The sequence below is a fragment of the Halomonas urumqiensis genome, from assembly GCF_003028575.1.
Classification (GTDB): domain Bacteria; phylum Pseudomonadota; class Gammaproteobacteria; order Pseudomonadales; family Halomonadaceae; genus Halomonas; species Halomonas urumqiensis.
In genome coordinates, this window is sequence record NZ_PYUD01000001.1 from 534,896 (window position 1) to 558,922 (window position 24,027).

At 64.5% G+C, this 24,027-nt stretch carries 20 protein-coding genes; 13 read left to right on the top strand and 7 right to left on the bottom strand.

Features of this window, described 5'->3' with window-relative positions; genetic code table 11:
* Positions 1-98: 98 nt before the first annotated feature.
* The 3 genes from cysD (at position 99) to C6V82_RS02310 (ending at position 3,345) form a co-directional block, all read left to right on the top strand.
* Positions 99-1,073 (top strand): sulfate adenylyltransferase subunit CysD, encoded by a 975-nt coding sequence (gene cysD / locus C6V82_RS02300; protein WP_102589273.1) that lies wholly within the window; start codon positions 99-101, stop codon positions 1,071-1,073.
* A complete protein-coding gene (gene cysN / locus C6V82_RS02305; protein ID WP_102589274.1) occupies positions 1,073-2,515 on the top strand; it encodes a sulfate adenylyltransferase subunit CysN in 1,443 nt (480 codons plus the stop codon). The genes cysD and cysN overlap by 1 nt, the downstream gene beginning before the upstream one ends.
* A gap of 155 nt (positions 2,516-2,670) precedes the next feature.
* Positions 2,671-3,345, top strand: a complete 675-nt coding sequence (locus C6V82_RS02310) for a zinc metallopeptidase (protein ID WP_102589275.1) — start codon at positions 2,671-2,673, stop codon at positions 3,343-3,345.
* Between the two features lie 7 nt (positions 3,346-3,352).
* On the opposite strand, the gene cmoB is transcribed toward C6V82_RS02310, so the two are convergent.
* On the bottom strand, positions 3,353-4,345 hold the full coding sequence (gene cmoB / locus C6V82_RS02315) for a tRNA 5-methoxyuridine(34)/uridine 5-oxyacetic acid(34) synthase CmoB (protein ID WP_102589276.1): 993 nt from the start codon (positions 4,343-4,345) through the stop codon (positions 3,353-3,355).
* A gap of 1 nt (position 4,346) precedes the next feature.
* Positions 4,347-5,123, bottom strand: a complete 777-nt coding sequence (gene cmoA / locus C6V82_RS02320; RefSeq protein WP_102589277.1) for a carboxy-S-adenosyl-L-methionine synthase CmoA — start codon at positions 5,121-5,123, stop codon at positions 4,347-4,349.
* A 152-nt stretch (positions 5,124-5,275) separates the two neighbouring features.
* On the opposite strand from cmoA, the gene pgi reads away from it, so the two are divergent.
* The 7 genes from pgi to leuA all read left to right on the top strand — a co-directional run bounded on the left by pgi (position 5,276) and on the right by leuA (position 16,071).
* Entirely contained in the window at positions 5,276-6,934 is a 1,659-nt protein-coding gene (pgi, locus tag C6V82_RS02325) for a glucose-6-phosphate isomerase (protein ID WP_102589278.1), read from the top strand.
* Positions 6,935-6,965: 31 nt separating this feature from the next.
* A complete protein-coding gene (locus C6V82_RS02330; RefSeq protein ID WP_102589279.1) occupies positions 6,966-7,604 on the top strand; it encodes a YqiA/YcfP family alpha/beta fold hydrolase in 639 nt (212 codons plus the stop codon).
* Positions 7,601-9,481: a DNA topoisomerase IV subunit B gene (gene parE, locus C6V82_RS02335; protein ID WP_102589280.1), complete on the top strand. Its 1,881-nt coding sequence runs from the start codon at positions 7,601-7,603 to the stop codon at positions 9,479-9,481. Before C6V82_RS02330 ends, parE begins: the two co-directional genes overlap by 4 nt.
* A 164-nt stretch (positions 9,482-9,645) precedes the next feature.
* Complete coding sequence (gene parC / locus C6V82_RS02340) at positions 9,646-11,898, top strand: DNA topoisomerase IV subunit A (RefSeq protein ID WP_102589281.1); 2,253 nt, start codon at positions 9,646-9,648, stop codon at positions 11,896-11,898.
* The gene (serB, locus tag C6V82_RS02345) at positions 11,895-13,139 is read left to right on the top strand and encodes a phosphoserine phosphatase SerB (protein WP_102589282.1); all 1,245 of its coding nucleotides are present in this window, start codon (positions 11,895-11,897) and stop codon (positions 13,137-13,139) included. The genes parC and serB overlap by 4 nt, the downstream gene beginning before the upstream one ends.
* A complete protein-coding gene (locus C6V82_RS02350; protein ID WP_102589283.1) occupies positions 13,136-13,963 on the top strand; it encodes an ion transporter in 828 nt (275 codons plus the stop codon). The genes serB and C6V82_RS02350 overlap by 4 nt, the downstream gene beginning before the upstream one ends.
* A gap of 401 nt (positions 13,964-14,364) precedes the next feature.
* Entirely contained in the window at positions 14,365-16,071 is a 1,707-nt protein-coding gene (gene leuA, locus C6V82_RS02355; RefSeq protein ID WP_102589701.1) for a 2-isopropylmalate synthase, read from the top strand.
* Between the two features lie 169 nt (positions 16,072-16,240).
* Here the strand turns inward: leuA and epmB are convergent, their stop codons facing one another.
* Positions 16,241-17,254, bottom strand: a complete 1,014-nt coding sequence (epmB, locus tag C6V82_RS02360) for an EF-P beta-lysylation protein EpmB (RefSeq protein ID WP_229843066.1) — start codon at positions 17,252-17,254, stop codon at positions 16,241-16,243.
* Positions 17,255-17,551: 297 nt separating this feature from the next.
* Between epmB and efp the strand changes: the two genes are divergently transcribed.
* Both efp and epmA read left to right on the top strand, forming a co-directional pair.
* Positions 17,552-18,118, top strand: coding sequence for an elongation factor P (efp, locus tag C6V82_RS02365; protein ID WP_102589285.1), 567 nt, complete (start codon positions 17,552-17,554; stop codon positions 18,116-18,118).
* A 198-nt stretch (positions 18,119-18,316) separates the two neighbouring features.
* Positions 18,317-19,291: an EF-P lysine aminoacylase EpmA gene (gene epmA, locus C6V82_RS02370; protein ID WP_102589286.1), complete on the top strand. Its 975-nt coding sequence runs from the start codon at positions 18,317-18,319 to the stop codon at positions 19,289-19,291.
* A gap of 82 nt (positions 19,292-19,373) precedes the next feature.
* Here epmA and asd read toward each other — a convergent pair whose 3' ends face one another.
* The 3 genes from asd to rsgA all read right to left on the bottom strand — a co-directional run bounded on the left by asd (position 19,374) and on the right by rsgA (position 22,193).
* The gene (gene asd / locus C6V82_RS02375) at positions 19,374-20,216 is read right to left on the bottom strand and encodes an archaetidylserine decarboxylase (protein ID WP_229843065.1); all 843 of its coding nucleotides are present in this window, start codon (positions 20,214-20,216) and stop codon (positions 19,374-19,376) included.
* 43 nt (positions 20,217-20,259) lie between these two features.
* Positions 20,260-21,090: a sulfurtransferase gene (locus C6V82_RS02380; protein ID WP_102589288.1), complete on the bottom strand. Its 831-nt coding sequence runs from the start codon at positions 21,088-21,090 to the stop codon at positions 20,260-20,262.
* Between the two features lie 68 nt (positions 21,091-21,158).
* A complete protein-coding gene (gene rsgA, locus C6V82_RS02385; RefSeq protein WP_102589289.1) occupies positions 21,159-22,193 on the bottom strand; it encodes a small ribosomal subunit biogenesis GTPase RsgA in 1,035 nt (344 codons plus the stop codon).
* A gap of 51 nt (positions 22,194-22,244) precedes the next feature.
* On the opposite strand from rsgA, the gene orn reads away from it, so the two are divergent.
* On the top strand, positions 22,245-22,844 hold the full coding sequence (orn, locus tag C6V82_RS02390; RefSeq protein WP_268248429.1) for an oligoribonuclease: 600 nt from the start codon (positions 22,245-22,247) through the stop codon (positions 22,842-22,844).
* Between the two features lie 20 nt (positions 22,845-22,864).
* Here orn and queG read toward each other — a convergent pair whose 3' ends face one another.
* A complete protein-coding gene (gene queG / locus C6V82_RS02395; RefSeq protein WP_102589290.1) occupies positions 22,865-24,025 on the bottom strand; it encodes a tRNA epoxyqueuosine(34) reductase QueG in 1,161 nt (386 codons plus the stop codon).
* Between the last annotated feature and the right edge of the window lie 2 nt (positions 24,026-24,027).

Here is a 24,027-nt window from a genome sequence, read left to right on the forward strand (position 1 = left end):
AATTCTTTTGGGTTATTATCAGCCCGGCGTTACCCTGTCTCGCATGATTCTTTCAGCCCTCATTCTTCCAGCCCATTGTCATGCGAGGTAGACGGGCCATGTCCCAGCTTGATGCAGCGACCCTCGAGTCGGCCAACCCCGATGCGGGTGCCGCCTCGGCGGCGGTGTCGCCCCAGCGGCTCACCCACCTGAAACAGCTCGAAGCCGAGTCGATCCACATCATCCGCGAGGTGGCGGCGGAATTCGCCAATCCGGTGATGATGTACTCCATCGGCAAGGACTCCTCGGTGATGCTGCACCTGGCGCGCAAGGCCTTCTACCCGGGGCCGCCGCCGTTTCCCCTACTGCACGTGGACACCACCTGGAAGTTCCGCGAGATGATCGCCTTTCGCGATCGCATGGCCGAAGAAGTGGGTATGGAACTGCTGGTGCATACCAACGAGGAAGGTCGCAAGGAAGGGATCAACCCGTTCGACCATGGCTCCAGTGGCTACACCGACATCATGAAGACCCAGGCGCTCAAGCAGGCCCTGGACAAGTACGGCTTCGATGCCGCCTTCGGTGGCGCGCGACGTGACGAGGAAGCCAGCCGCGCCAAGGAGCGGGTGTTCTCGTTCCGTGACAAGTTCCACCGCTGGGATCCCAAGAATCAGCGTCCGGAGCTCTGGAACCTGTACAACGCGAGGGTCAACAAGGGCGAGTCGATCCGCGCCTTCCCGCTGTCCAACTGGACCGAGCTCGATATCTGGCAGTACATCTACCTCGAGCAGATCGACATCGTGCCGCTCTACTACAGCGCCCCGCGTCCGGTGGTCGAGCGCGACGGCATGCTGGTGATGGTCGACGACGAGCGCATGCCGCTGAAAGAGGGCGAAGTCCCTGAGGAGAGGTGGGTGCGATTCCGTACCCTGGGCTGCTACCCGCTGACCGGCGCCGTGGAATCCAAGGCCGCCACACTGCCCGAGATCATCCAGGAGATGCTGCTGACGCGCACGTCGGAACGCAGCGGTCGCGCCATCGATCACGACCAGGCCGGCTCCATGGAGAAGAAGAAGCGCGAGGGGTACTTCTGATGGCACACCAGTCCAACCTGATTGCCGAGAACATCGAGCAATACCTGCACGAGCATGAAAACAAGGACCTGCTGCGCTTCATCACCTGCGGCAGCGTCGATGACGGCAAGTCGACCCTGATCGGCCGGTTGCTTCACGATTCCAAGATGATCTTCGATGATCATCTTGCCGCGCTGACCCGCGATTCCAAGAAGAGCGGCACCACCGGCGAGGAAGTGGATCTGGCGCTGCTGGTCGACGGCCTGCAGTCGGAGCGCGAGCAGGGCATCACCATCGATGTGGCCTACCGCTTCTTTTCCACCGACAAGCGCAAGTTCATCATCGCCGACACACCGGGGCACGAGCAGTACACGCGCAACATGGCCACCGGAGCATCCACGGCGAGCCTTGCTATCATTCTGATCGATGCGCGCTACGGGGTGCAGACCCAGACCCGTCGCCACAGCTTCATCGCCGACCTGCTGGGAATCCAGCACCTGGTGGTGGCCATCAACAAGATGGATCTGGTGGGGTACGACCAGGCGCGCTATGACGAGATCGTCACCGAGTACCAGGAGGTCGCCGAAAAACTGCGTGCACGGGATATCCGCTTCGTGCCGATGTCGGCGCTCAAGGGCGACAACGTCGTCAACAAGAGTGAGGCGATGGAGTGGTACCAGGTCGATGGCACACCTGGCCCGGCGCTGCTCGAGATACTCGAGGGCGTCGAGGTCAGCCGCGACCGCAACCTGCGTGACCTGCGCCTGCCGGTGCAGTACGTCAATCGTCCGAATCTGGATTTCCGTGGCTACGCCGGCACGCTGGAAGCCGGTGTGCTGCGGCCCGGTCAGTCGATTCAGGTGCTGCCCTCCGGCAAGCGTTCCAGGGTCGAGCGCATCGTGACCTTTGATGGTGACCTGGAAGTCGCCTATCCGGGGCAGGCGATCACCGTGACGCTGGATGACGAGATCGATATCTCGCGCGGTGACTGGATCGTCGCCGAGGATGCCGAGATCGCCATGACCAGCACCTTCGATGCCGACATCGTGTGGATGCATGAGCAGCCGCTGGCGGCCGGGCGCCAGGTCGATATCCGCCTGGCGGGGCGCTCGGTGGCCGGGCAGATCAGCGACATCCACTACCAGGTGGACGTCAACAACCTGTCTCACCACGCGACCGAGCGCCTGGAGCTCAACGCCATCGCCCGTTGCCGGGTAGCGCTGAATGCCAATGTGCCGCTGGATGATTACACCACCAGCCCCGGCACCGGCAGCTTCATCGTCATCGACCGGCTGACCAACGTCACCGTCGGCGCCGGCATGGTGCGCCACGTGGTGGAAGGCGATGCGAAGCCCGACGGCGAGGTCGACTGGGCCGGTTTCGAACTGGAGCTCAATGCCCTGGTGCGCAAGTACTTCCCGCACTGGGAAGCCAAGGACGTGCGCGAACTGCTCAAGGGCTGAGCCTTCAGTTTTTATTAAGCCTTCGAGCTTGCAAGTCCCGGGCCCGGCAACGCAGGTTGTCGGGCCCTGTCGTTTGCGCGAACCGGCGCCGCGCCGCGTGCAACCGGCTCTGGTAGTCTGTGTCCAACGAAGAGATACCTGCTTGGAGCCAACCGATGATAGTGGTCGCCGTCGTTCTGCTGCTCGCCCTGTTCCTGCTGCCTAACGTGTGGGCGAAGTGGGTGATTTCACGTCATGCGCGTGGCCGCGATGACTATCCCGGGACCGGGGGCGAACTGGCCGAGCATCTGCTGCGTCGACTGGGCATCGATGGTGTAGAGGTGGAGATGATCGAGCAGGGCGACCACTACGACCCGCAAGCTCGCCGGGTGCGTCTCTCCCGGGATATCTTCCAGGGCCGTTCGTTGACGGCGGTGACCGTGGCGGCCCATGAAGTGGGACACGCCATCCAGCACCACCAGGGCTACGCGCCGTTGCTGGCGCGCACACGCCTGGTCGGCGTGGCGCAGAAGGCCGAGAAGCTCGGCGCGGTGTTGATGATGGCGGCCCCCTTGCTGTTTCTGCTGACCCGCGTACCAGGGGGCATGGCCGTGGTGGTGGCCGCTGCGGTGATCAGCTTCGGGACCGCGGCGCTGGTTCATCTGGTGACCCTGCCGGTGGAGTTCGATGCCAGCTTCCAGCGGGCCCTGCCGCTGCTCAAGGAGTATGTGCCGCCCTACGACATGCCGGGTGCCCGGCATGTGCTTACCGCCTGCGCGTTCACCTATGTGGCGGCGTCGCTCGCCAGTATCCTCAATCTGGGCCGCTGGCTGGTGATTCTGCGGCGTTAGGAAGGCACTATGCTGGCCGGTTGGCGATGATCACCGCGCGCCTCGGTGCGGAATAGCCTTCACGTGTCCTGGTGGGGTCGTCGGGGTCGAGGAAGTCGGCCAGCGATTGAAAGGTCATCCACTCGGTGGTGCGCTGCTCGTCGGTGGTGGTGACCGCTTCGTCGACCACCCGCACGTTAGTGAGCCCGCAGCGTTCGAGCCACTGGCACAGCGCGCTGGATGAGGGCAGGAAGTAGACGTTGGGCATGGCGGCGTAGCGTTCGCCCGGCAACAGCACGGTGGTGGCATCGCCTTCCACCACCAGCGTCTCCAGTACCAGCTCACCGCCGGGGCGCAGGGCTTCCTTGAGCTGCAGCAGGTGTTCCAGTGGGGCGGGGCGGTGGTAGAGCACGCCCATCGAGAACACGCTGTCGAAGAACCCCAGACCCTCGGGCACGTCCTCGATGCCCGCCGGCAGGAAGTGAGTGCGTCCACCATCGGCATCGCCGACGAAGTGGCGCACGGCGCGAAACTGCCAGAAGAAGCGAGGCGAGGGGTCGATCACCAGCACGAACGCCGCGCCGCACCCGGCCATGCGCCAGGCGTGGTAGCCACTGCCCCCGCCGACGTCGAGCACGCGTCGGCCTTCGAGCGGTGCCAGGTGCGGGGCGACACGCCGCCACTTCCAGTCCGAGCGCCATTCGGTGTCGATGTGAATGCCGCCGAGGCGGTAAGGCCCCTTGCGCCACGGCGCGAGTTTGCGCAGCAGGTTGTCGCACTGGCGGCGCTGGCTGTCGCTTAGCGCCAGGTCGACACTGACGGTGTCGCGATCCAGGCACACTTTGCGCTCTCTAGGCAGTGTCGGCAACTTGGCGACGGCCTTCTCCCAGGCGGGGAGGTCGCCATGGCGCTGGCGATCCAGGCCGCGCGCGAGCTGTTCGGGCAGCCGGGCCAGCCAGGTGTCCAAGCCCTGGTCCAGAAACGCCTGGTAGAGCGCGCGATGTTCATCGGCGATGGCCATGTCAGCTCTTCCTTTCGGCGGGAATGGCCGGGGTGGTAGTGTCCTTGAAGGCGATCAGCGAGGCGAAGTTGAGGAACTGGAACCAGGTCTGGGAGCGGGCGAAGCCAGCCTCCGCCAGCCGTGCATGGTGGGCCTCAAGGGTGTCGGGTACCAGCACGTTCTCGAGTGCCGTGCGCTTCTGGCTGATCTCCATGTCGCTGTAGCCGTTGGCGCGCTTGAAGTCGTGGTAGCGCTCGACAAGCCAGGCGTTGTGCTGCTCGTCACCGGCGACGATCTTCTCTGACAGCACCAGCACTCCACCGGGCTCGAGTGCCTGGAAGAGCCGAGCAATCACCGCGTCTCGGTCCTCGCGGGCCAAAAATTGCAGGGTGAAGTTGAGCACGATCATGCCGGCTGGCCGGTAGGGAAGGGTGCGAATATCGCCCTCGATGACCTCCATGCGGTGCTCGGGACACTCGGCAGCGAAAGTTTCGCGGGCGCGGGCCACCATGCCGGGCGAGAGGTCCACCCCGGTATAGCGGAAGGCGTCGGGGGCGAGCGTGCCGGCAAGCGCCAGGCCACCCGCGCCGAGTGAGCAGCCAAGATCGTAGACCTCGGCGCCATGGCGAAGATGGCGTGAGGCGATCAGCCCCAGCATGCCGAGTATCTGGCCATAGCCTGGCACCGAGCGGCGAATCATGTCGGGGAAGCAGGCCACCACCTGTTCGTCGAACGAGAAGCGTGCGACCCGGTCCAGGGGTGTGGAAAAGATCGCGTCACGGTAAGATGCGTCACTCATAAGAAGGCCAGGAAAATGATATCGGCCGTTATTTTACGCGGGCGGGCCAGCGGGTGCACGACGGGTTTGGCGGCGTGTGCCGGTTGGGTGTTATTCATGGGCGCGTGCGTTGAGGAGATACCGCGGCCCTGACAGCCTTCAAGGAGGAACCGATGATTGACCAGAGCTCAGCCTGGCAAGCCCTCGAGACGCATGCCAGCGACATGCGCGCCACCCATCTGCGCGACCTGTTCGTCTCCGAGCCGAGCCGTCATTCCACCTATACACGACAAGCCGCCGGCCTGACCCTGGATCTTTCCAAGCAGCGCTGGTCTCGCGTGACGCTCGAGCGCCTGCTCGGCCTTGCCCGCGAGGTGAAGGTGCCCGAGGCGATTGCGGGACTGCTGGCAGGCGAGCGGGTCAACCGCAGCGAAGACCGTCCGGCCCTGCATACCGCGCTGCGCTTGCCGGCGGACGCAACGCTGGTGGTGGAGGGCGAGGATGTGGTGCCGGCGGTGCATCGTACCCTCGACCATATGGCGACCATGGTCGAACGCTTTCATGCCGGGCAGTGGCGAGGTGCCACCGGCAAGGCCATTCGCCACGTGGTCAATCTGGGGGTGGGCGGCTCAGACCTGGGCCCGCTGATGGTCACCCATGCGCTGTCGGACTATCGCCCGCAGAAAGTGCACGAGATCGAGGTACACTTCGCCTCGACCATGGATGGTTCGCAACTCGCCGATTGTCTGGCACGACTCAACCCCGAGACCACGTTGTTCGTGCTCTCCTCTAAATCGTTCACCACCATTGATACGCTCTCCAACGCCCGCACGGCGCGGGACTGGCTGATGGCGCGGCTCGGTGACGAGGAGGGGGTCGATGATGCCCTGGTGATGCGCCAGCACTTCATTGGCGTGTCGGCAAGCCCGGAGAAGATGAACGAATGGGGGATCGCCCCGGACCACCAGCTCGAGTTCTGGGAGTGGGTGGGGGGACGCTACTCCCTGTGGGGCGGTATCGGTCTGCCGATTGCCCTGGTAGTGGGCATGGACAACTTCCGCGAACTGCTTGCCGGTGCTCATGCCATGGACAGTCACTTCCAGACGGCCCCGCTCGAGGACAACCTGCCGGTGCTACTGGCGTTGGCCGGCATCTGGAACGTCAATTTTCTTGATATCCGCGCCCACTCCATCCTGCCCTATGATGGACGGCTGGAGTATTTCGCGGCTTATCTCGAGCAGCTCGAGATGGAGTCCAACGGCAAGTCGGTGACCCATGACGGTCGCGAGGTCGGCTACTCCACTTGCCCTGTTCTCTGGGGGCAACTCGGCCCCAACGCCCAGCATGCTTTCTACCAGTTGCTGCATCAGGGCACCCAGTCGGTGGAGTGCGACTTCATCGCGCCGCTGCGCCGATACGATGAGGTGGCCAACGAGGCCACCCGCGAGCACCTCAAGGGCCAGCACCGCCTGACGCTCGCCAACTGCTTCGCCCAGTCGCGTGTGTTGATGCTGGGGGACGACGCGATCAAGGATGACGGCCCGCGCCCCGGCCACAAGCGCTACCGTGGCAACCAGCCCTCCAGTACCCTGCTGCTGGACCGCCTGACACCCGCCACGTTGGGAGCGTTGATCGCGCTCTACGAACACAAGGTGTTCGTCCAGGCGACCATCTGGGAGATCAACCCGTTCGATCAGTGGGGCGTGGAGCTCGGCAAGCAGATCGCCGGCGAGACACAGCGTATCCTCGACAGCCATCAAGGCATCGAGACCATGGACGACTCGACCCGGGCCTTGATCGAGGCTGCCTGGGCGGCCGAGCGGGAGGCATGATCATGCTGGTTGTGCATACAGGTGTTGAGGTATGCTGAGTGCCAGCCATGAACGGCCAGCGGCCAGCGGCCTGCTGTACCTGCATGGCTTCAACAGTGGTGAGGGGTCACCCAAGGCGGCGCTGGTGCGAGCCGCATGCCGGGCGATCGGGCTTGCATGCCGCACGCCACAGCTGCCTCACTGGCCGCGGACGGCCCATGATCTCGCCGAATCGCTGCTCGAGGGGCTTGGCCCCAACCCGTTGGTGGTGGGCAGTTCGATGGGCGGATTTCTGGCCACCTGCCTGGCCGAGCGCCATGCACTCGACGCCGCGCTGATCAACCCGGCCGTGGCCCCAGCGGGGCTGGTGGCAGACTGGGTGGGGCAGTCGTTCGTCAACGACTACACCGCCGAGCGCTTCGAGATCGAGGCGGGGCACCTGGCAGAGCTCGACGCACTGACGCCTGAAAGGGTCACGGGGCAGCGTTATCTGCTGCTACTCGGCACGGCCGACGAGACACTCGACCCGGCCAGCGCCTTCGCGCTCTATCGGGGCGCACGCACGATACTGCACCCCCGGGGCGATCATGGTTTCATGGTGCTGGCCGAGTACCTGCCGGCGATACTGGCCCATGGTGGCCACCACCTGGCTTCTGGACGCATCACCCAACAGGACATCGACACCGCATGACGCAATACAGTGCCAGCTCGATAGAAGTGCTTTCCGGCCTGGAGCCGGTGCGCAAGCGCCCGGGCATGTATACCGACACCAGCCGACCCAACCACCTGATACAGGAGGTCATCGACAACAGCGTCGATGAAGCGTTGGCGGGTCATGCCAGCCAGATCAACGTGCGGCTGTTCGAGGATGGCGGCATCGAGGTGACCGACGACGGGCGCGGCATGCCCATCGACATCCACCCCGAGCACGGCGTCTCCGGGGTCGAACTGATCCTCACGCGGCTGCATGCCGGCGGCAAGTTCTCGCAGTCGAGCTACCGCTTTTCCGGGGGCCTGCATGGGGTAGGGGTCTCGGTGGTCAACGCCTTGTCGCGGCGCCTGGAAGTCGAGGTGCTGCGTGATGGGGTCCGTCACGCCATCGCCTTTGAACATGGCGACGTCGCCTCGCCGCTCACCGAGATCGGCACGGTCGGCAAGCGAAATACCGGCACGCTGGTGCGCTTCTGGCCGGAGGACAGCTACTTCGATAGCCCCAGGGTATCCATCCCGCGCTTGAAACACCTGCTGCGTGCCAAGGCAGTACTTTGCCCGGGCCTCAAGGTGGTGCTGGTCGAGACCGATGGAGGCGAGAGCGTATGGCAGTACGAGGATGGCCTGCGCGACTACCTGGCCCAGGCCACCGATGGCTATGAGGTGCTGCCGGCTTCGCCGTTCGTTGGCCACTTCGCCGATGACGAGCAGGCCTGCGACTGGGCGATTCAGTGGTTGCCGGAAGGCGGCGAATCGCTGATGGAAAGCTACGTCAACCTGATTCCCACGCCCCAGGGCGGCACCCACGTGAACGGATTTCGGGCCGGGCTGCTCGATGCCTTGCGTGAGTTCTGCGAATACCGCAGCCTGCTGCCGCGTGGCGTGAAGCTGTCCGCCGAGGACCTCTGGGAGCGGGTCTCCTACGTGCTCTCGGTGAAGATGCTCGATCCGCAATTCGCCGGCCAGACCAAGGAGCGGCTGTCATCGCGCACCGTGGCGGCCTTCGTCTCGGGCGTGGTCAAGGACGCCTTCTCGTTGTGGCTGAACCACCATGTCGACCAGGCCGAGGCATTGGCCGACCTGGTGATCAATGCCGCCCAGCGGCGCCAGAAAAGCGCCAAGAAGGTGGCGCGCAAGAAGGTCACATCGGGACCTGCGTTGCCAGGCAAGCTCGCCGACTGCTCGGGCCAGGACCCGGCGGCCAGCGAACTGTTCCTGGTGGAGGGCGACAGCGCCGGCGGTAGTGCCAAGCAGGCGCGCAACCGCGAAAGCCAGGCGATCCTGCCGCTGCGTGGCAAGATCCTCAACACCTGGGAAGTCGACAGCCATGACATCTACGGCTCCCAGGAGGTCCACGACATCGCTGTTGCCATCGGCATGGATCCGGGTAGCGACGATCTCACCAAGCTGCGCTACCACAAGGTGTGCATCCTCGCCGATGCCGACTCCGATGGCCTGCACATCGCCACGCTGCTGTGCGCGCTGTTCGTGCGCCACTTCCCGGCGCTGGTCGATGCCGGGCATGTGTTCGTGGCCATGCCGCCGCTCTACCGCATCGACCTTGGAAAGGAAGTGCACTATGCCCTGGACGAAAGCGAGAAGGCCGCGATCCTGCGCAAGCTCGAGGGCAAGCGCGGTACGCCGAACGTACAGCGCTTCAAGGGCCTGGGCGAGATGAGCCCGCTGCAGCTGCGCGAAACCACCATGGCGGTGGAAACGCGGCGCCTGGTGCAGCTCACCCGCGAGGTTGGCGACGGCACCATGGAGATGATGGACATGCTGCTGGCCAAGAAGCGCGCCGGCGACCGCAAGAACTGGCTCGAAGACTACGGCAATCTGGCTGACATAGAGGTTTAGCGCCAAGGCGAGCGGCGCTGGGGGCAGGCCGACGCGGAGGTCATTTGCCAAGGATGGCAAATGTAGCGCCCAGGGACGGGTTTACAGCGCCTCCGAGAAGGCCTGGCGCCGGGATAGCCGCGGCGGTGCCGAATAACATTGAACCCTGACCAGGGGCATAACGTATGACCATGGATATCCAAGTGGCGGAGGGCGATGTCGAACGCCTCTCGCTGCGCGAATACACCGAGAAGGCGTACCTCGACTATTCGATGTACGTGATCCTCGACCGGGCGCTGCCCCACATCGGCGACGGCATGAAGCCGGTACAACGGCGCATCGTCTACGCCATGCGCGAACTCGCTCTGAATGCCAACGCCAAGTACAAGAAGTCGGCGCGTACCGTCGGCGATGTGCTGGGCAAGTTCCACCCGCATGGCGACAGTGCCTGCTACGAAGCCATGGTGCTGATGGCCCAGCCGTTCAGCTACCGCTATCCGCTGGTCGATGGCCAGGGCAACTGGGGTAGCCCCGACGATCCCAAGTCGTTCGCCGCGATGCGCTATACCGAGGCACGGCTGTCGAAGTTCGCCGAAGTACTGCTCGCCGAGCTTGGCCAGGGCACCGTCGACTGGACACCCAACTTCGACGGCACCATGAACGAGCCGGTGGTGCTGCCGGCGCGCCTGCCCCATGTGCTTCTCAATGGCGGGACCGGCATCGCCGTGGGCATGGCCACCGATATTCCGCCGCACAACGTGAACGAAGTGGTGGAGGCGACCTGCCAGCTGCTGCGCCATCCGGACACCACAACGGCCGATCTGATGCAGTACCTGCCGGCGCCTGATTTTCCCACCGAGGCCGAGATCATTACGCCACGTGCCGATCTGCGTAAGCTCTACGAGAGCGGCCGCGGCTCGGTGAAGCTGCGCGCCCGCTACGTGATGGAAGAGAGCAGCATCGTGGTCACCGCGCTGCCCTACCAGGTCAGCGGAGCGAAGATCCTCGAACAGATCGCTGCCCAGATGCAGGCCAAGAAGCTACCGATGGTCGCCGACCTGCGCGACGAATCGACCCATGAAGAGCCGACCCGACTGGTGATCGAGCCACGCTCCAATCGCGTGGACATCGAAGCACTGATGGCCCACCTGTTCGCCACCACCGATCTCGAGAAGAACATTCGCGTCAACATGAACGTGATCGGCCTCGACGGTCGGCCACGGGTGATGCCGCTGCCCGACCTGCTGAGCGAATGGTTGCGCTTCCGCCGCAGCACCGTGCGCCGGCGCCTCGAGCATCGCCTGGGCAAGGTCGAGGATCGTCTGCATATCCTCGAGGGCTTGCTGGCGGCGTATCTCAATATCGACGAAGTGATCCGCATCATCCGCGAGGAGGATGAGCCGAAGCCCGCGCTGATGGCCGCCTTCGGGCTCAGTGATCGCCAGGCGGAGGCGATCCTGGAGCTGCGGCTGCGCCACCTCGCCAAGCTCGAGGAGATGAAGATTCGCGGCGAGCAGGATGAGCTGGAGGCCGAGCGCAAGCACCTGCAGGCCCTGCTGGGCAGCGAAGCCAAGCTCACCGACCTGATCGAGCAGGAACTCAGGGCGGCGGCCAAGGAGCATGGCGATGACCGCCGCTCGCCCATCGTCGAACGCGAGGAAGCGCGCGCGCTCTCCGAGGTCGAACTGGTGGGAGCCGACCCGGTGACCGTGGTGCTCTCCGAAAAGGGCTGGATTCGCAGCGCCAAGGGGCATGAGATCGACCCCACCGGGCTCTCCTACAAGGCGGGGGACCGCTTCCACCTCGCCGCGCGGGGCAAGACCAACCAGCCGTTGGTGCTGCTCGACGACACCGGGCGCGCCTACACGCTCACCGCCCACAATCTGCCCAGCGCCCGTGGGCAGGGCGAGCCGGTGACCAGCCGTGTCAACGTGGTGGCGGGTGCGCACATGGCCGGTGTCATGCTGGCGTCACCCACCAGCCGCTTCCTGCTGGCCTCCGATGGTGGCTATGGCTTCGTCGCAAGGCTCGAGGAGCTGATCGGCAAGAACAAGTCCGGCAAGGCGGTGCTCAGCGTGCCCAAGGGCTGCAACGTGCTGCCACCGATTGCGGTGCCAGAGGGTGAGGGCATCAGTGTGGCGGCGATTTCCAACGAGGGCCGGCTACTGGTGTTCGCACTGGATCAGTTGCCCGAGATGTCCAAGGGCAAGGGCAACAAGATGATCGATATCCCCGGCGCGAGGGCCGCCCGGCGTGAAGAGTTCGTGCGTGACCTGGTGATATTGCCGGTGGGAGGCTCGCTTACGGTGCACTCCGGCAAGCGCCACTTGACCCTCAAGGCGTCTGATCTGGATTATTATCGCGGCGAACGTGGCCGGCGCGGCAGCAAGTTGCCGCGTGGGTTGCAGAAGGTCGATAGACTCGAGGCATCGGAATGACACGACGACTGCTGATTCGCGCTACCGGCGCGGCGCGTCCCGGCCAGCTGGCCGGCCTTGGCAAGGCGCTGGCCACCAGTGGCGCACGCCTGCTCGACATCAACCAGAGCGTGACCTTCGACATGCTGTCGCTGGAGGCGCTGGTGGGGCTCGAGCATGAGGCGGATCTGGAAGGCGCGCTGACGGCTGCCGGCGATGCCCTGGGGCTCGATGTGCAGGCCATCCAGGTCAGCGCCGAGGATTACCAGCGCTGGAGTGCGGTGGCAAGTCAGCCCCGCTTGATCCTGACATTGCTGGCCCCGCACCTGCCCGCGGGTATTCTCGCCGAGGTGGGCGCGTTGACCGCCGAGCATGGTCTCACCGTGGAGCTCATCCACCGGCTTTCCGGGCGCGAGCCGCTCGACGGCGGCGTGCCGCGCGATCACCACAGCATCCAGGGCGCCTGCGTCGAGTGCTGGCTGCGTGGCGAAGACATCGACCTCGAGGCGCTGCGCGAAAAGGCGCTGGCGCTGGGCGCCATGCACGGCGTGGATATCGCCATCCAGGAGGACTCCATCTGGCGCCGGCACCGGCGCCTGGTTTGCTTTGACATGGACTCGACCCTGATCAAGGCCGAGGTGATCGACGAGCTGGCGCGCCGCCACGGCGTCTACGACGAGGTGTCCGAGGTCACCGAACGCGCCATGCGTGGCGAGCTCGATTTCCAGCAGAGCTTTCGCGAGCGCATGTCCAAGCTCAAGGGACTCGATGAATCGGTGCTCGCCGAGATCGCCGAAACGCTTCCGTTGATGGACGGCGTCGAGCGGTTGATGACCCAACTCAAGCGCCTGGGCTATCGCACCGCGATTCTCTCCGGCGGCTTCACCTACTTTGCCCGGCACCTGCAGGACAAGCTCGGCTTCGACGAGATTCATGCCAACGAACTGGTCATCGAGAACGGCAAGGTGACCGGCGAAGTACGCGAGCCGATCGTCGATGCCAACCGCAAGGCGCACCTGCTGCGCGAGATCGCCGCGCGTGAGGGGCTGGCCATGGAGCAGACCATCGCCGTGGGCGATGGTGCCAACGACCTCAAGATGCTGGCCGCGGCGGGGCTCGGCATTGCCTTTCGCGCCAAGCCGCTGGTGCGTGCCAAGGCCCAACACTCGATCTCCACACTCGGCATCGACGCCGTGCTCTATCTGATCGGCTATCGCCAGGTGGACCTGGAGGCGGCAGCCTCCTCGGAGCCGCTGCGGTGAGCACTACCTTCGAGACCTGGCGCGTGCGCTTCGAGCGCCTGCGCGCCAACAAGATTTTCGAGCTGACGGTGATCACCATCATCGTCGTCTCGGCGCTGCTGATCGGTGCACGCACCTACGAGGAAACCTCGCGCTTCCAGTCGTGGCTGCTGGTGCTCGATACCGCGATCACAGTGTTCTTCCTGGTGGAAATACTGATCCGCATGGCGGCGGAGAAGCGCCTGCGTGACTTCTTCAAGCGCGGCTGGAACATCTTCGACTTCCTGATCGTCACCGCCAGCCTGATCCCCATGGACGACTCGGAGATGGTGCTGCTCGCGCGGCTGTTGCGGGTCTTCCGGGTGTTGCGCCTGGTGTCGATGATTCCAGAACTGCGCATGCTGATCGCGGCACTGTTCAAGTCGATCCCGCGCATGGGTTATGTGGCGCTATTGATGTTCATCATCTTCTACATCTATGGCGCCGTTGGCAGCTTCCTGTTCGCCAGTGTCGACGAGAAGCTGTGGGGTAATATTTCGTTGGCCATGCTGACACTGTTCCAGGTGGCAACCTTCGAAAGCTGGGCCACGGCGGTGCTCTATCCCACCATGGAACAGTATCCCTATGCCTGGATCTACTTCCTGACCTTCATCTTCTTCAATGCCTTCATTTTCCTCAACATGATGATCGGTATCGTGCTGGACGTGATGCAGAAGGAGAGCGTGGCGATCCAGCTGGAAAACGGAGAAGGGGAGGCCGCCGAGATGCACGGCCTGCGCGATGACGTGCGTCATATGCGCGAGCAACTGGCGCGCATGGAAGAAATGCTGGAACGTCGCGGTTGACAAGGCGTCGCCAGACTGATTTTCTAGGGGCATGAACGTGACCATGTACGACCTCGACCTACGACTACTAGCCCTCTCCTGAGCGAGGCGATGCCGGCTGCATCGCATTCCTGCAGGTGAACGCCCAATCGCTAGCATGTCACGGTCTAAACGAGGTTGTACCATGTCCCCCATCACTACCCACCCAGTCACCCAGCCTGAGCCTCGTGCTTTCCACGTCGCCAAGCGCAGTGTCATGTGTGTGGCTTGCTGCATTCGCAGCTGGCGGACCGACCGACTACCCGACGCCCCGCATGGCTCCTGGCCTGCGGGGCGTTGCCGTTGATGGATTGCCTGACACCCGATTGACACCGGCCCTGGACCAAGAAGAGGGCCGTACCGACTACCAGGAGACCGCCACCATGATGCTCGACAACCCCGCCGCCAAGTACCGTCCCTTCACCCCCGTGGACCTGGCCGATCGACAATGGCCGAGCAAGCGCATCGAGACGCCGCCCATCTGGTGTGGTGTCGATCTGCGCGACGGCAACCAGGCATTGATCGACCCCATGGATCAGGAGCGCAAGCAGCGCTTCTTCGATCTGCTGGTGAAGATTGGCTTCAAGCAGATCGAGGTGGGCTTCCCTTCCGCCTCCCAGACCGATTTCGATTTCGTGCGCTCGCTGATCGAGAACGACAAGGTTCCGGACGACGTCACCATCCAGGTGTTGACCCAGGCCCGCCCGCATCTCATCGAACGGACCTTCGAGTCGCTCAAGGGTGCTAAGAACGCCATCGTGCATGTCTACAACGCCACCGACCCGGTGTTCCGCCGCGTGGTATTCGGCGTCAGCCGGGAGGAGTGCATCCAGATTGCCGTGGATGCCACCACCCGGATCAAGGCGCTGATGAACGCCGCGCCCGAGACCCACTGGACCTTCCAGTACTCGCCGGAGCTGTTCAGCACCACCGAGATGGACTTTGCCCGCGAGATCGTCGAGGCGGTGATGGACGTCTATGGTCCCACCGCCGAGCAGCCGATGATCGTCAACCTGCCGGCCACCGTGGAGGCGGCCACGCCCAACGTCTATGCCGACCAGATCGAATGGTTCTGCCGCAACGTCAAGGATCGCGAGCGGCTGATTGTCAGCCTGCACCCGCACAACGACCGCGGCACCGGCGTGGCCGCTGCCGAGCTTGGGCTGATGGCCGGTGCCGACCGCGTCGAGGGCTGCTTGTTCGGCAACGGCGAACGCACCGGCAATGTGGACATCGTTACCCTGGCCATGAACCTCTACACCCAGGGCGTGCATCCGGGGCTCGACTTCTCCAACATCACGCCGGTCATGCGCGAGGTGGAGTACTGCAACCAGTTGCCTGTGCATCCGCGCCACCCCTATGTGGGCGACCTCGTGTTCACCGCCTTCTCCGGCTCACACCAGGATGCCATCAAGAAGGGCATGACCGAGCGGCGGGCCAATCCGGATGCCGTCTGGGCAGTGCCCTACCTGCCCATCGATCCGCTGGACGTTGGCCGCAGCTACGAGGCGGTGATTCGCGTCAACAGCCAGTCGGGCAAGGGCGGGATCTCCTACCTGCTCGAGCAGGAGCACGGCATCGAGCTGCCGCGTCGCCTGTCCATCGAATTCAGCCAGGTGGTGCAGGAGGTGGCGGACCGCACCGGGCGTGAAATCACCTCGCAGATGATCTATCAGGCTTTCGCCGACGAATACCTCGAGCGCCGTGCGCCTTACTCGCTGATCACCCATCGGCTCGCCTCCGAACCCGACAACCCCAAGGTCAACCTCGAGGCGACCATCGAGGAAAAGGGCCAGCGTCGCGATATCTCCGGTACCGGCAACGGGCCGTTGGCGGCCTACATCAAGGCCCTGGCGGCGGCAGGCCACGACGTCGAGATCATCGACTACCATGAGCACTCCCGTGGCCAGGGCTCCGACGCCGAAGCCATTGCCTATGTGGAAGTGCGCATCGACGGCAATGCGGTATTCGGCGTGGGCACCGACGAGAGTATCACCAGCGCCTCGATGAAGGCGGTGATGAGCGCCATCAACCGGCACGTCTCCACCGACGAACCGGCGGCCAATGTGACCGCGGCCACCTTAGCCTGACGCCATAAGCTGGAAGTAACCCCGATAACCTCAGCCCCATGCCGATCTATCGGCATGGGGCTTGTGGGCTTCTTTCAGTTCCGGCGCCACCGGGAACTTCCAGCTTCACGCTTCCAGGAGCGAAGCGACGCTCTTCAAGCTCCCAGGAGTGAAGCGACGCTTTTCAAGCTCAGAGTGGCGTCTTGCTTGCCTCGCCGGGTACCTCGCGCACCAGGCGGGGCATCAGGAAGCCGGGCAGGCGCTTGCGTAGCTCGGCGACTCGTTCGCGGGCCTCGTCATCCGGCACATCGAAATGGGCGGCACCCGCCACCGGGTCGAGCACGTGCAGGTAGTAGGGCAGGATGCCGGCCTCGAAGAGCCGCTCCGAGAGTTCCGCCAGGGCATCGGTGGTGTCGTTGACCCCGCGCAGCAGCACGCTCTGGTTGAGCAGCGTGACACCGGCACGCTTGAGGCGCGCGCAGGCGGCGATCACGGCGTCATCGATTTCCTGGGCATGATTGATATGCAGCACGACGACCTTCTGCAGCCGGGTGGCGTCGAGCCAGCCGAGCAGGGCCTCGTCGATGCGGTCGGGAATCACCACCGGCAGGCGGGTATGGATGCGCAGGCGCTTCAGGTGGGGGATCGCCTCGAGGCGTGCCACCAGCCAGGCGAGCTGGCGGTCATTGGCGGCCAGTGGGTCGCCACCGGAGAGGATCGCTTCGCTGATGCTTGGATCATCGCGCAGGGCGTCGAGAGTCGCGTCCCACTGCGCGCGCGACGGCGAGTTCTCGGCGTAGGGGAAGTGACGCCGAAAGCAGTAGCGGCAGTTGACCGCGCAGGCGGGGCTGGTGATCAGCAATACCCGGCCGGCGTACTTGTGGATCAGCCCACGTGAGGATGTGTGCTCGGCCTCGGCCAGCGGGTCGCTGACATAACCTTCTCGGGCAAGCCTTTCCTCGCCCAGTGGCAATACCTGGCGCAGCAACGGGTCGTTGGCGTCACCATGGCGCATGCGGGCGACAAAGGCCTCGGGCACGCGCACCTCGAACAGCGCGTGGCCGGTTTGCGCACCCGCGAGCCAGGCGTCTTCGAGGCCCAGCCGCCGGCACAGCTCGCGTGGGTCGCGAATGGCACCGGCAAGTTGCGCCTGCCAGGCGGGTGGTAGGTGCAGCGGTTTGAACTCATCGGGGCTGGCTGACACGCTCGCGGCTGACCCGGCGACAGGTTGGTGAGGGGGCGCTGTAAACCCATCCCTGGGCGCTACCGACGCCATCCCTGGCGTAGGACCCCCTCTGCGACCTGTCCCCGGTGCTTCTCGCTTGGCGCCATCGGGATTGCCCTGTTCGGTCTCGTCGGGACGCTGCAAAAGGGCGGGGCTTCGGGTTATCATGCGGCACACCAGTCAATACGGGCGGGGGCAATCCCTCGCCGAATGTCGTTTACTTGCGCGCGCCGCCGGCCAGTGCCCGGGGGCGCGCTTGAATATGGGTGAGAGATCATGGCGAACTATTCTACCAACGAATTCAAGGGTGGGTTGAAGGTGATGCTGGATGGCGACCCTTGTGCCATCGTCGAGAACGAATTCGTCAAGCCGGGCAAGGGCCAGGCCTTCAACCGGGTCAAGCTGCGCAACCTGATCACCGGGCGCGTCTGGGAGCGTACCTTCAAGTCTGGCGAATCCCTCGAGGGCGCCGACGTGATGGACCTGGAAATGGAGTACCTCTACACCGACGGGGACATGTGGCACTTCATGAAGACCGACGGCTCCTTCGAACAGTACGCCGTTGAAAAGAAGGCGCTGGGGGATACCGCCAAGTGGCTCAAGGAACAGGTGGCCTATACCGTGACGCTGTGGAATGACAACGCCATCAGCGTGTCGCCGCCTAACTTCATCGAGCTGGAGGTGGTCGAGACCGACCCCGGCCTCAAGGGTGATACCGCCCAGGGTGGCTCGAAGCCAGCCACGCTGACCTCGGGTGCCGTGGTTCGCGTACCGCTGTTCATCAATCAGGGCGAAGTGCTGAAGGTCGACACGCGCAGCGGCGAGTACGTGTCCCGCGCTTGATTGTCTCAAGTTGGGAGCCGCGAGCGGCGTAGGGGACAGGTCGTAGCGGACATCTTTTTCAGGGATGAAAAAGCTAGCGCCCAGGGATGAGTTCACAGCGTATCCGCATCGTCCTGTCGCCGACAAGCCGCGTCCGGTTCAGCGCAATGAAGGTCACGCTTATGGCGTGACCTTCTGTCGTTGTGGAGAACGCACCTTATGGAAACTGACTGGCGCCCTACGGCATCCATCGAGACCCTGCGCGAGCGCGCCCGGCTGCTGGCCGTGGTGCGTGCCTTCTTCGCCGCACGTGATGTACTCGAGGTGGAGACCCCGGTGCTTGGCCATGGCGGCAGCAGCGATGTTCACCTCGCCTCGCTGTCGACCCAGGCGGCCACCCCCGCCGGGCGTGAGCGTCTGTGGCTGCAGACGTCGCCCGAATTCCACATGAAGCGGCTGCTGGCCGCCGGTAGCGGCCCGATCTTCCAGTTGGCGCGCAGTTTTCGCGATGGCGAAGTGGGGCGTCGCCACAATATCGAATTCACCATGCTGGAGTGGTATCGCCCGGGCATGCCCCTGCCGGCATTGATCGAGGAGACCTCTGCCCTGGTCGGTGACGTTCTCGGGCGCGACCCGGGGCCGTTACGCCGATGCCGCTACCGTGAGCTGTTTCGCGACATTCTGTCGATCGACCCTTTTACCACCGCGCTCTCGGAGATACGTTCCCTGGCCAGTGAGCGGGGCGGGCTTGAGATGGATGACGCCAGCCGTGACGACTGCCTGGACCTGTTGATGAGCCTTGCCATCGAGCCGACCCTTGGGCATGAAGGAATCGACGTGGTGGTGGATTATCCCGCCAGCCAGGCGGCGCTGGCCCGCCGCCATCAGGACAGCGAGGATGGCGAATGGGTCGCGTCGCGATTCGAGCTGTATCTGTCGGGGATGGAATTGGCCAATGGCTATGACGAGCTGACCGACGCCGCCGAGCAGCGCCAGCGGTTCACCGAAGACAACGCGTCACGACGTGCGCTGGGCCTGCCCGAGGTGGATGTGGATGAGAGATTGCTGGCGGCCCTGGAAGCCGGCATGCCGAAGGGCAGCGGGGTGGCGCTGGGCCTGGATCGGCTTATTCAGTTGGCACTTGGCAAGGCCAGCGTGGCGGAGGTGATGGCCTTCGCCACGCCGCGTTGTTAGGTGCTTTGACTCAATACTACTAAGGGAAAGACCCCCTTTTCGGCCTGTCCCCGGCGCCCTCGCTAGGGGCCCTCGCTAGGCGTCATGCTGCGCTGAACGCTCCCAGTGACTGCCCCATCCGCACCTTGGCGCCGGGCACGATATGCTCGGTCACGGTCAGCGGGGTGGCGAACGCCATCACCACGGTGGAGCCGAGCTTGAAGCGGCCCATTTCCGCGCCCTTGTCGAGATGTACCGGCGTATCGAAGCGCACGCGCTGCACGTCGCCTGCAAGCGGGGTGATCTGACCGGCCCACACCGTTTCGATGGCCGCGACGATCATCGCGCCGACCAGCACCATCACCATGGGGCCATGCTCGGTATCGAAATGACAGACCAGCCGTTCGTTGCGGGCGAACAGGTTGGGGACATGCTCGGTGGTGGCGGCGTTGACCGAGAACAGCCGGCCAGGCACGTAGACCATCTCGGTGAGCGTGCCCGCGACAGGCATGTGGACACGGTGGTAGTCGCGCGGTGACAGGTAGACGGTGGCGAAGCTGCCGCCGAGATAGCGCCTGGCCGCCTCGCCATCCCCGCCCAGCAGTTCCATGGCCGAAAAGCGGTGGCCCTTGGCCTGGAGCAACTGGCCGGCCTCGATGGCGCCGAACTGCGAGAGGGTGCCATCGGCGGGACTGACCACTCCCTCGCCGATCGGGCGAGCGTCGTCCTCCAGCGCCCGGGTGAAGAAATCATTGAAGCTCGCGTAAGCCGTCGGGTCGGGTTCGGCGGCCTCGTCCATATCGACCTCGAACCGCTTGATGAAGGCCTGAATCAGGGCGTTCTTGAGCCATGGCTGGCGGCACTGGGCCAATTGCCCCACCAGCCGCGAGAGCAGGTGGTGGGGAATCGGGTACTGGATCACGGAAAACAGCTTGGCTGGGGTCACGAAGGTCTCGTCTCGTTGAGCATGTCGAAGATCACTGGTCGGATCACTTTTCCACCGGTGTATCGTCGCGGTTGCCCCACTCCTTCCAGGAGCCGGCATAACCACGCATCTTGTCGAAGCCCAGTGCGCGCCCCACCAGCCAGGTGAAGCCGCTGCGGTGATGGGTCTGGCAGTGGGTCACCACTTCCATGTCGGGTGTCAGCCCCAAGGCTTCGAGCTCGGTGATCAGCTCGGCGTAGTCCCGAATGCGCAGGGAGCGATCGCGATCCATGGCGTCGGTCCACTCCATATTGACCGCACCGGGGATATGCCCCAATCGCTTGTTCTCGCCCTTCTCGCCACGATACTCGGCGGGTGAGCGGGCATCCCACACCGCGAAGCCTTTCTCGCCCAGCCGCTCGTTGATTTCCTGGCGGTTGATCAACACCTCGGGGTGCAGGATCTCCGCCTGATAGTCGCTGGGGGAGGGCGAGGTGGCCTCGCTGGAGGTGGCAAGACCGGCATCGCGCCAGGCATGAATGCCGCCATTCAGGTAGGAGTAGCGGGTGTGGCCGATCAGTTCCAGGGTCCACAGCAGGCGGCCCGCCCAGCCACCACCTTCGTCGTCGTATGCCACCACGTGGGTGTCACGGGTCAGGCCAAGCGAGCTGAACAGTTGCGAAAGCGCTTCTTCGGTGGGCTCGCGGCTGGGGACATCACCCTCGCCGCGCATCAGCAGGCGATGGTCCAGGAAGATGGCGCCGGGAACGTGGCCTGTCGCGTAGCTGTCCGCCTTCAGCGGCACATCGATGATCAACAGCGTCGGCTCATCAAGGTGCTCGACGAGCTGTTCAGGCTCGACGATCAGCGGCAGTAAGTTATCTTCTGAGCTCATGGAAATCTCCTCGAACGGGGCTGGCTCGCCTGCTGCCAGGCGGGGGTGTGCGTCTCAGGTTTCGTCGCTCAGGACTCGCAGAGAGTGTCGACGATACGGCGGTAGCTGGCAAAGCGTTCGGCATGCACCTCGCCACGCTCCACGGCTTCGAGCAGTGCGCAACCCGGTTCCTGGCGGTGGCGGCAATCGCGGAATCGGCAATGGCCGAGCAGCTCACGAAACTCGATGAATCCCTCGGCAACCTGCTGCTCGTCGAGATGGATCAGGCCGAATTCGCGGATGCCGGGCGAGTCGATCAATTCGGCGCCATCGGCGTTGGGCAGCGCGTAGAGCTTGGCCGTGGTGGTGGTGTGGGTGCCCTTGCGCGAATCCTTGGACAACTCGCCGATGCGCAGTTCCTCATCGGGCAACAGGCGGTCGATCAGCGACGACTTGCCGACCCCGCTCTGGCCGACGAATACCGAGGTGCGCCCGGCCAGGCGCGCATGGAGCGCATCGAGGCCCGCTTCCCCCGCGGTGGTGCTTGCCACCACGGGGTAGCCGAGTGCTTCGTAGCGCCCGAGCAGATCGCGAAGCTCGCCGCCGGCATCCGGCAGCAGGTCGATCTTGTTGAGCACCAGGACCGGCGCGATGCCGGTGGCTTCGGCGGCCACCAGATAACGGTCGATCAGGTTGGCATGGGGGGCGGGTTCCACGGCGAAGACGATCAGCAACTGGTCGATATTGGCCGCCACCGGCTTGAGCTGGCCACGCGCGTCAGGACGCTCGAGCACGCTGTCGCGATCCCCACGAGCGACCACCACGCCCTCGACCAGCGCTCCCATGGCATCCTCGCGCCCCCGCCAGATCACCCGGTCGCCGGTGACCAACCCTTCGAGATTGGCGCGCAAGTGGCAGCGCACCGGTGTCTCGGCGCCATCGGGTCGCACGTCCAGCGTGCGGCCGAAGTGAGCGATCACTCGGCCAGGACGCTCAGGTCCGTATTCACCGGCCGCCAGCTTTTCGCTGTCCTGGGAATCCTTTCTTGCGGCGCGCGCGGCGCGCTCCGCCTGAACCTTCTCGACACGCCAGCGTTGCTGGCGGCTCAACTTGCGTTTGGTCATGGGGGCCCGATGGTCGATACAATGGGGGTATTGTACCCTCAGGAGCCCACCGTGAACGATACCGCCAACACATCACAGCAGGACCCACGCAAGAATCGCCTGGTGTGGATCGACCTGGAGATGACCGGGCTCGACCCCAATCGCGAGCGCATCATCGAAGTCGCCACCCTGATCACCGACAACGACCTCAACCTGGTCGCCGAGGGGCCGGTGATCGCCGTGCACCAGCCCGACGGCCTGCTAGAGGCCATGGACGACTGGAATCAGAAAACCCATGGCGGTTCCGGCCTGGTCAAGCGCGTCAGGGAGAGCACGGTGGAGACCGCCGAGGCCGAACGCCTGACCCTCGAGTTTCTGATGGCCCATGTCGATCCTGGCACGTCGCCGATGTGCGGCAACAGCGTGCACCAGGATCGGCGCTTCCTGGAACGCGAGATGCCGGGTCTACTGGGGTTCTTCCACTATCGCAATCTGGACGTATCGACACTCAAGGAGTTGGCCAAGCGCTGGAATCCTGGCGCCCTTGCCGGCTTCGAGAAGCGCAACGTGCACCTGGCCATGGACGACATCAAGGAGTCGATCGCCGAGCTCGCCCACTATCGCGAGACGTTCCTGCGCCTGACGGAGCGTGAGAGCGACGAGGAGGAGTGATCCTGCGCACGACTCACGACTCACGACTCACGACTCACGGCAATCATCCGCTGGCGTTTGTCTCGCTGGCGGGCCAGTGCCCAGCGCACGTGCTCGCGGACAAGCGCCGAAGGGTAGGGCAGGCGTGCCATCAGCGCCGCTTCCACCGCCTCGCTCCAGGGCGCGTTGCCAAGCCCCACGGCGAGGTTGCGTAACCAGCGCGCATACCCGATGCGGCGAATCGGGCTGCCGGCGGTCTTGGCGAGGAACTCCTCTTCGCTCCACGCGAACAGTGACAGCAGGCTGGCGCGGTCCAGGTCATGGCGCGGGGCGAAATCGGCCTCGGCGGAAATGCGCGTGAAGCGCGTGAACGGGCACACCAGCTGGCAGTCATCGCAGCCGAATACCCGGTTGCCCATTGCCTCGCGGAATTCCTCGGGGATGCTGCCGTGCAGTTCGATGGTCAGGTAGGAGATGCAACGCCTGGCATCCACCACCCGATCCTCGACGATGGCATCGGTGGGGCAGGCACTTCGACAGGCGCTGCAACTGCCGCAATGGTCGCCTTCGAAGGGTGGGTCCACCGGCAGCGGCAGGTCGGTGTAGAGCTCGCCGAGGAAGAACAGCGAGCCGGCTTTGGGGTTGAGCAGCATGGCATTCTTGCCGAACCAGCCAAGCCCCGCCTTGCGGGCCAATGCGCGCTCCATCACCGGTGCGGAATCCACGAAGGCGCGGTAGCCGATGGGGCCCACCTCGGCCTCGATCTGCCGGGCGAGCCTGGCCAGGCGCTTGCGCATCAGCTTGTGGTAGTCGCGCCCGGTGGCGTAGCGCGAGACATAGGCACGCTCCGGTTGACCCAGTACCTTGGTGGTTTCCACTTCGGCAGGCAGGTAATCGAGGCGCACGCTGATCACCCGCAGGGTGCCGGGTTCGAGTTCCGCTGGGCGGGTGCGCTTGGTGCCATGCTTGGCCATGAAGCCCATCTCGCCATGGTGACCCGCGTCCAGCCAGCGCTGCAGATGCGCCTCGTCTTCCCTCAAGTCGACATCGGTAATGCCGACCTGCTGAAACCCCAGCTCGCGCCCCCAGGTCTTGATTCGCTGCGCAAGCGCAGTGAGATCCGGTGCATTGCCGGGTCGAGTGACATCAGCACCTATCTCGTTGGCATCGGCGCTGTCAGTAAATGGCGAATGAACCGTCATGA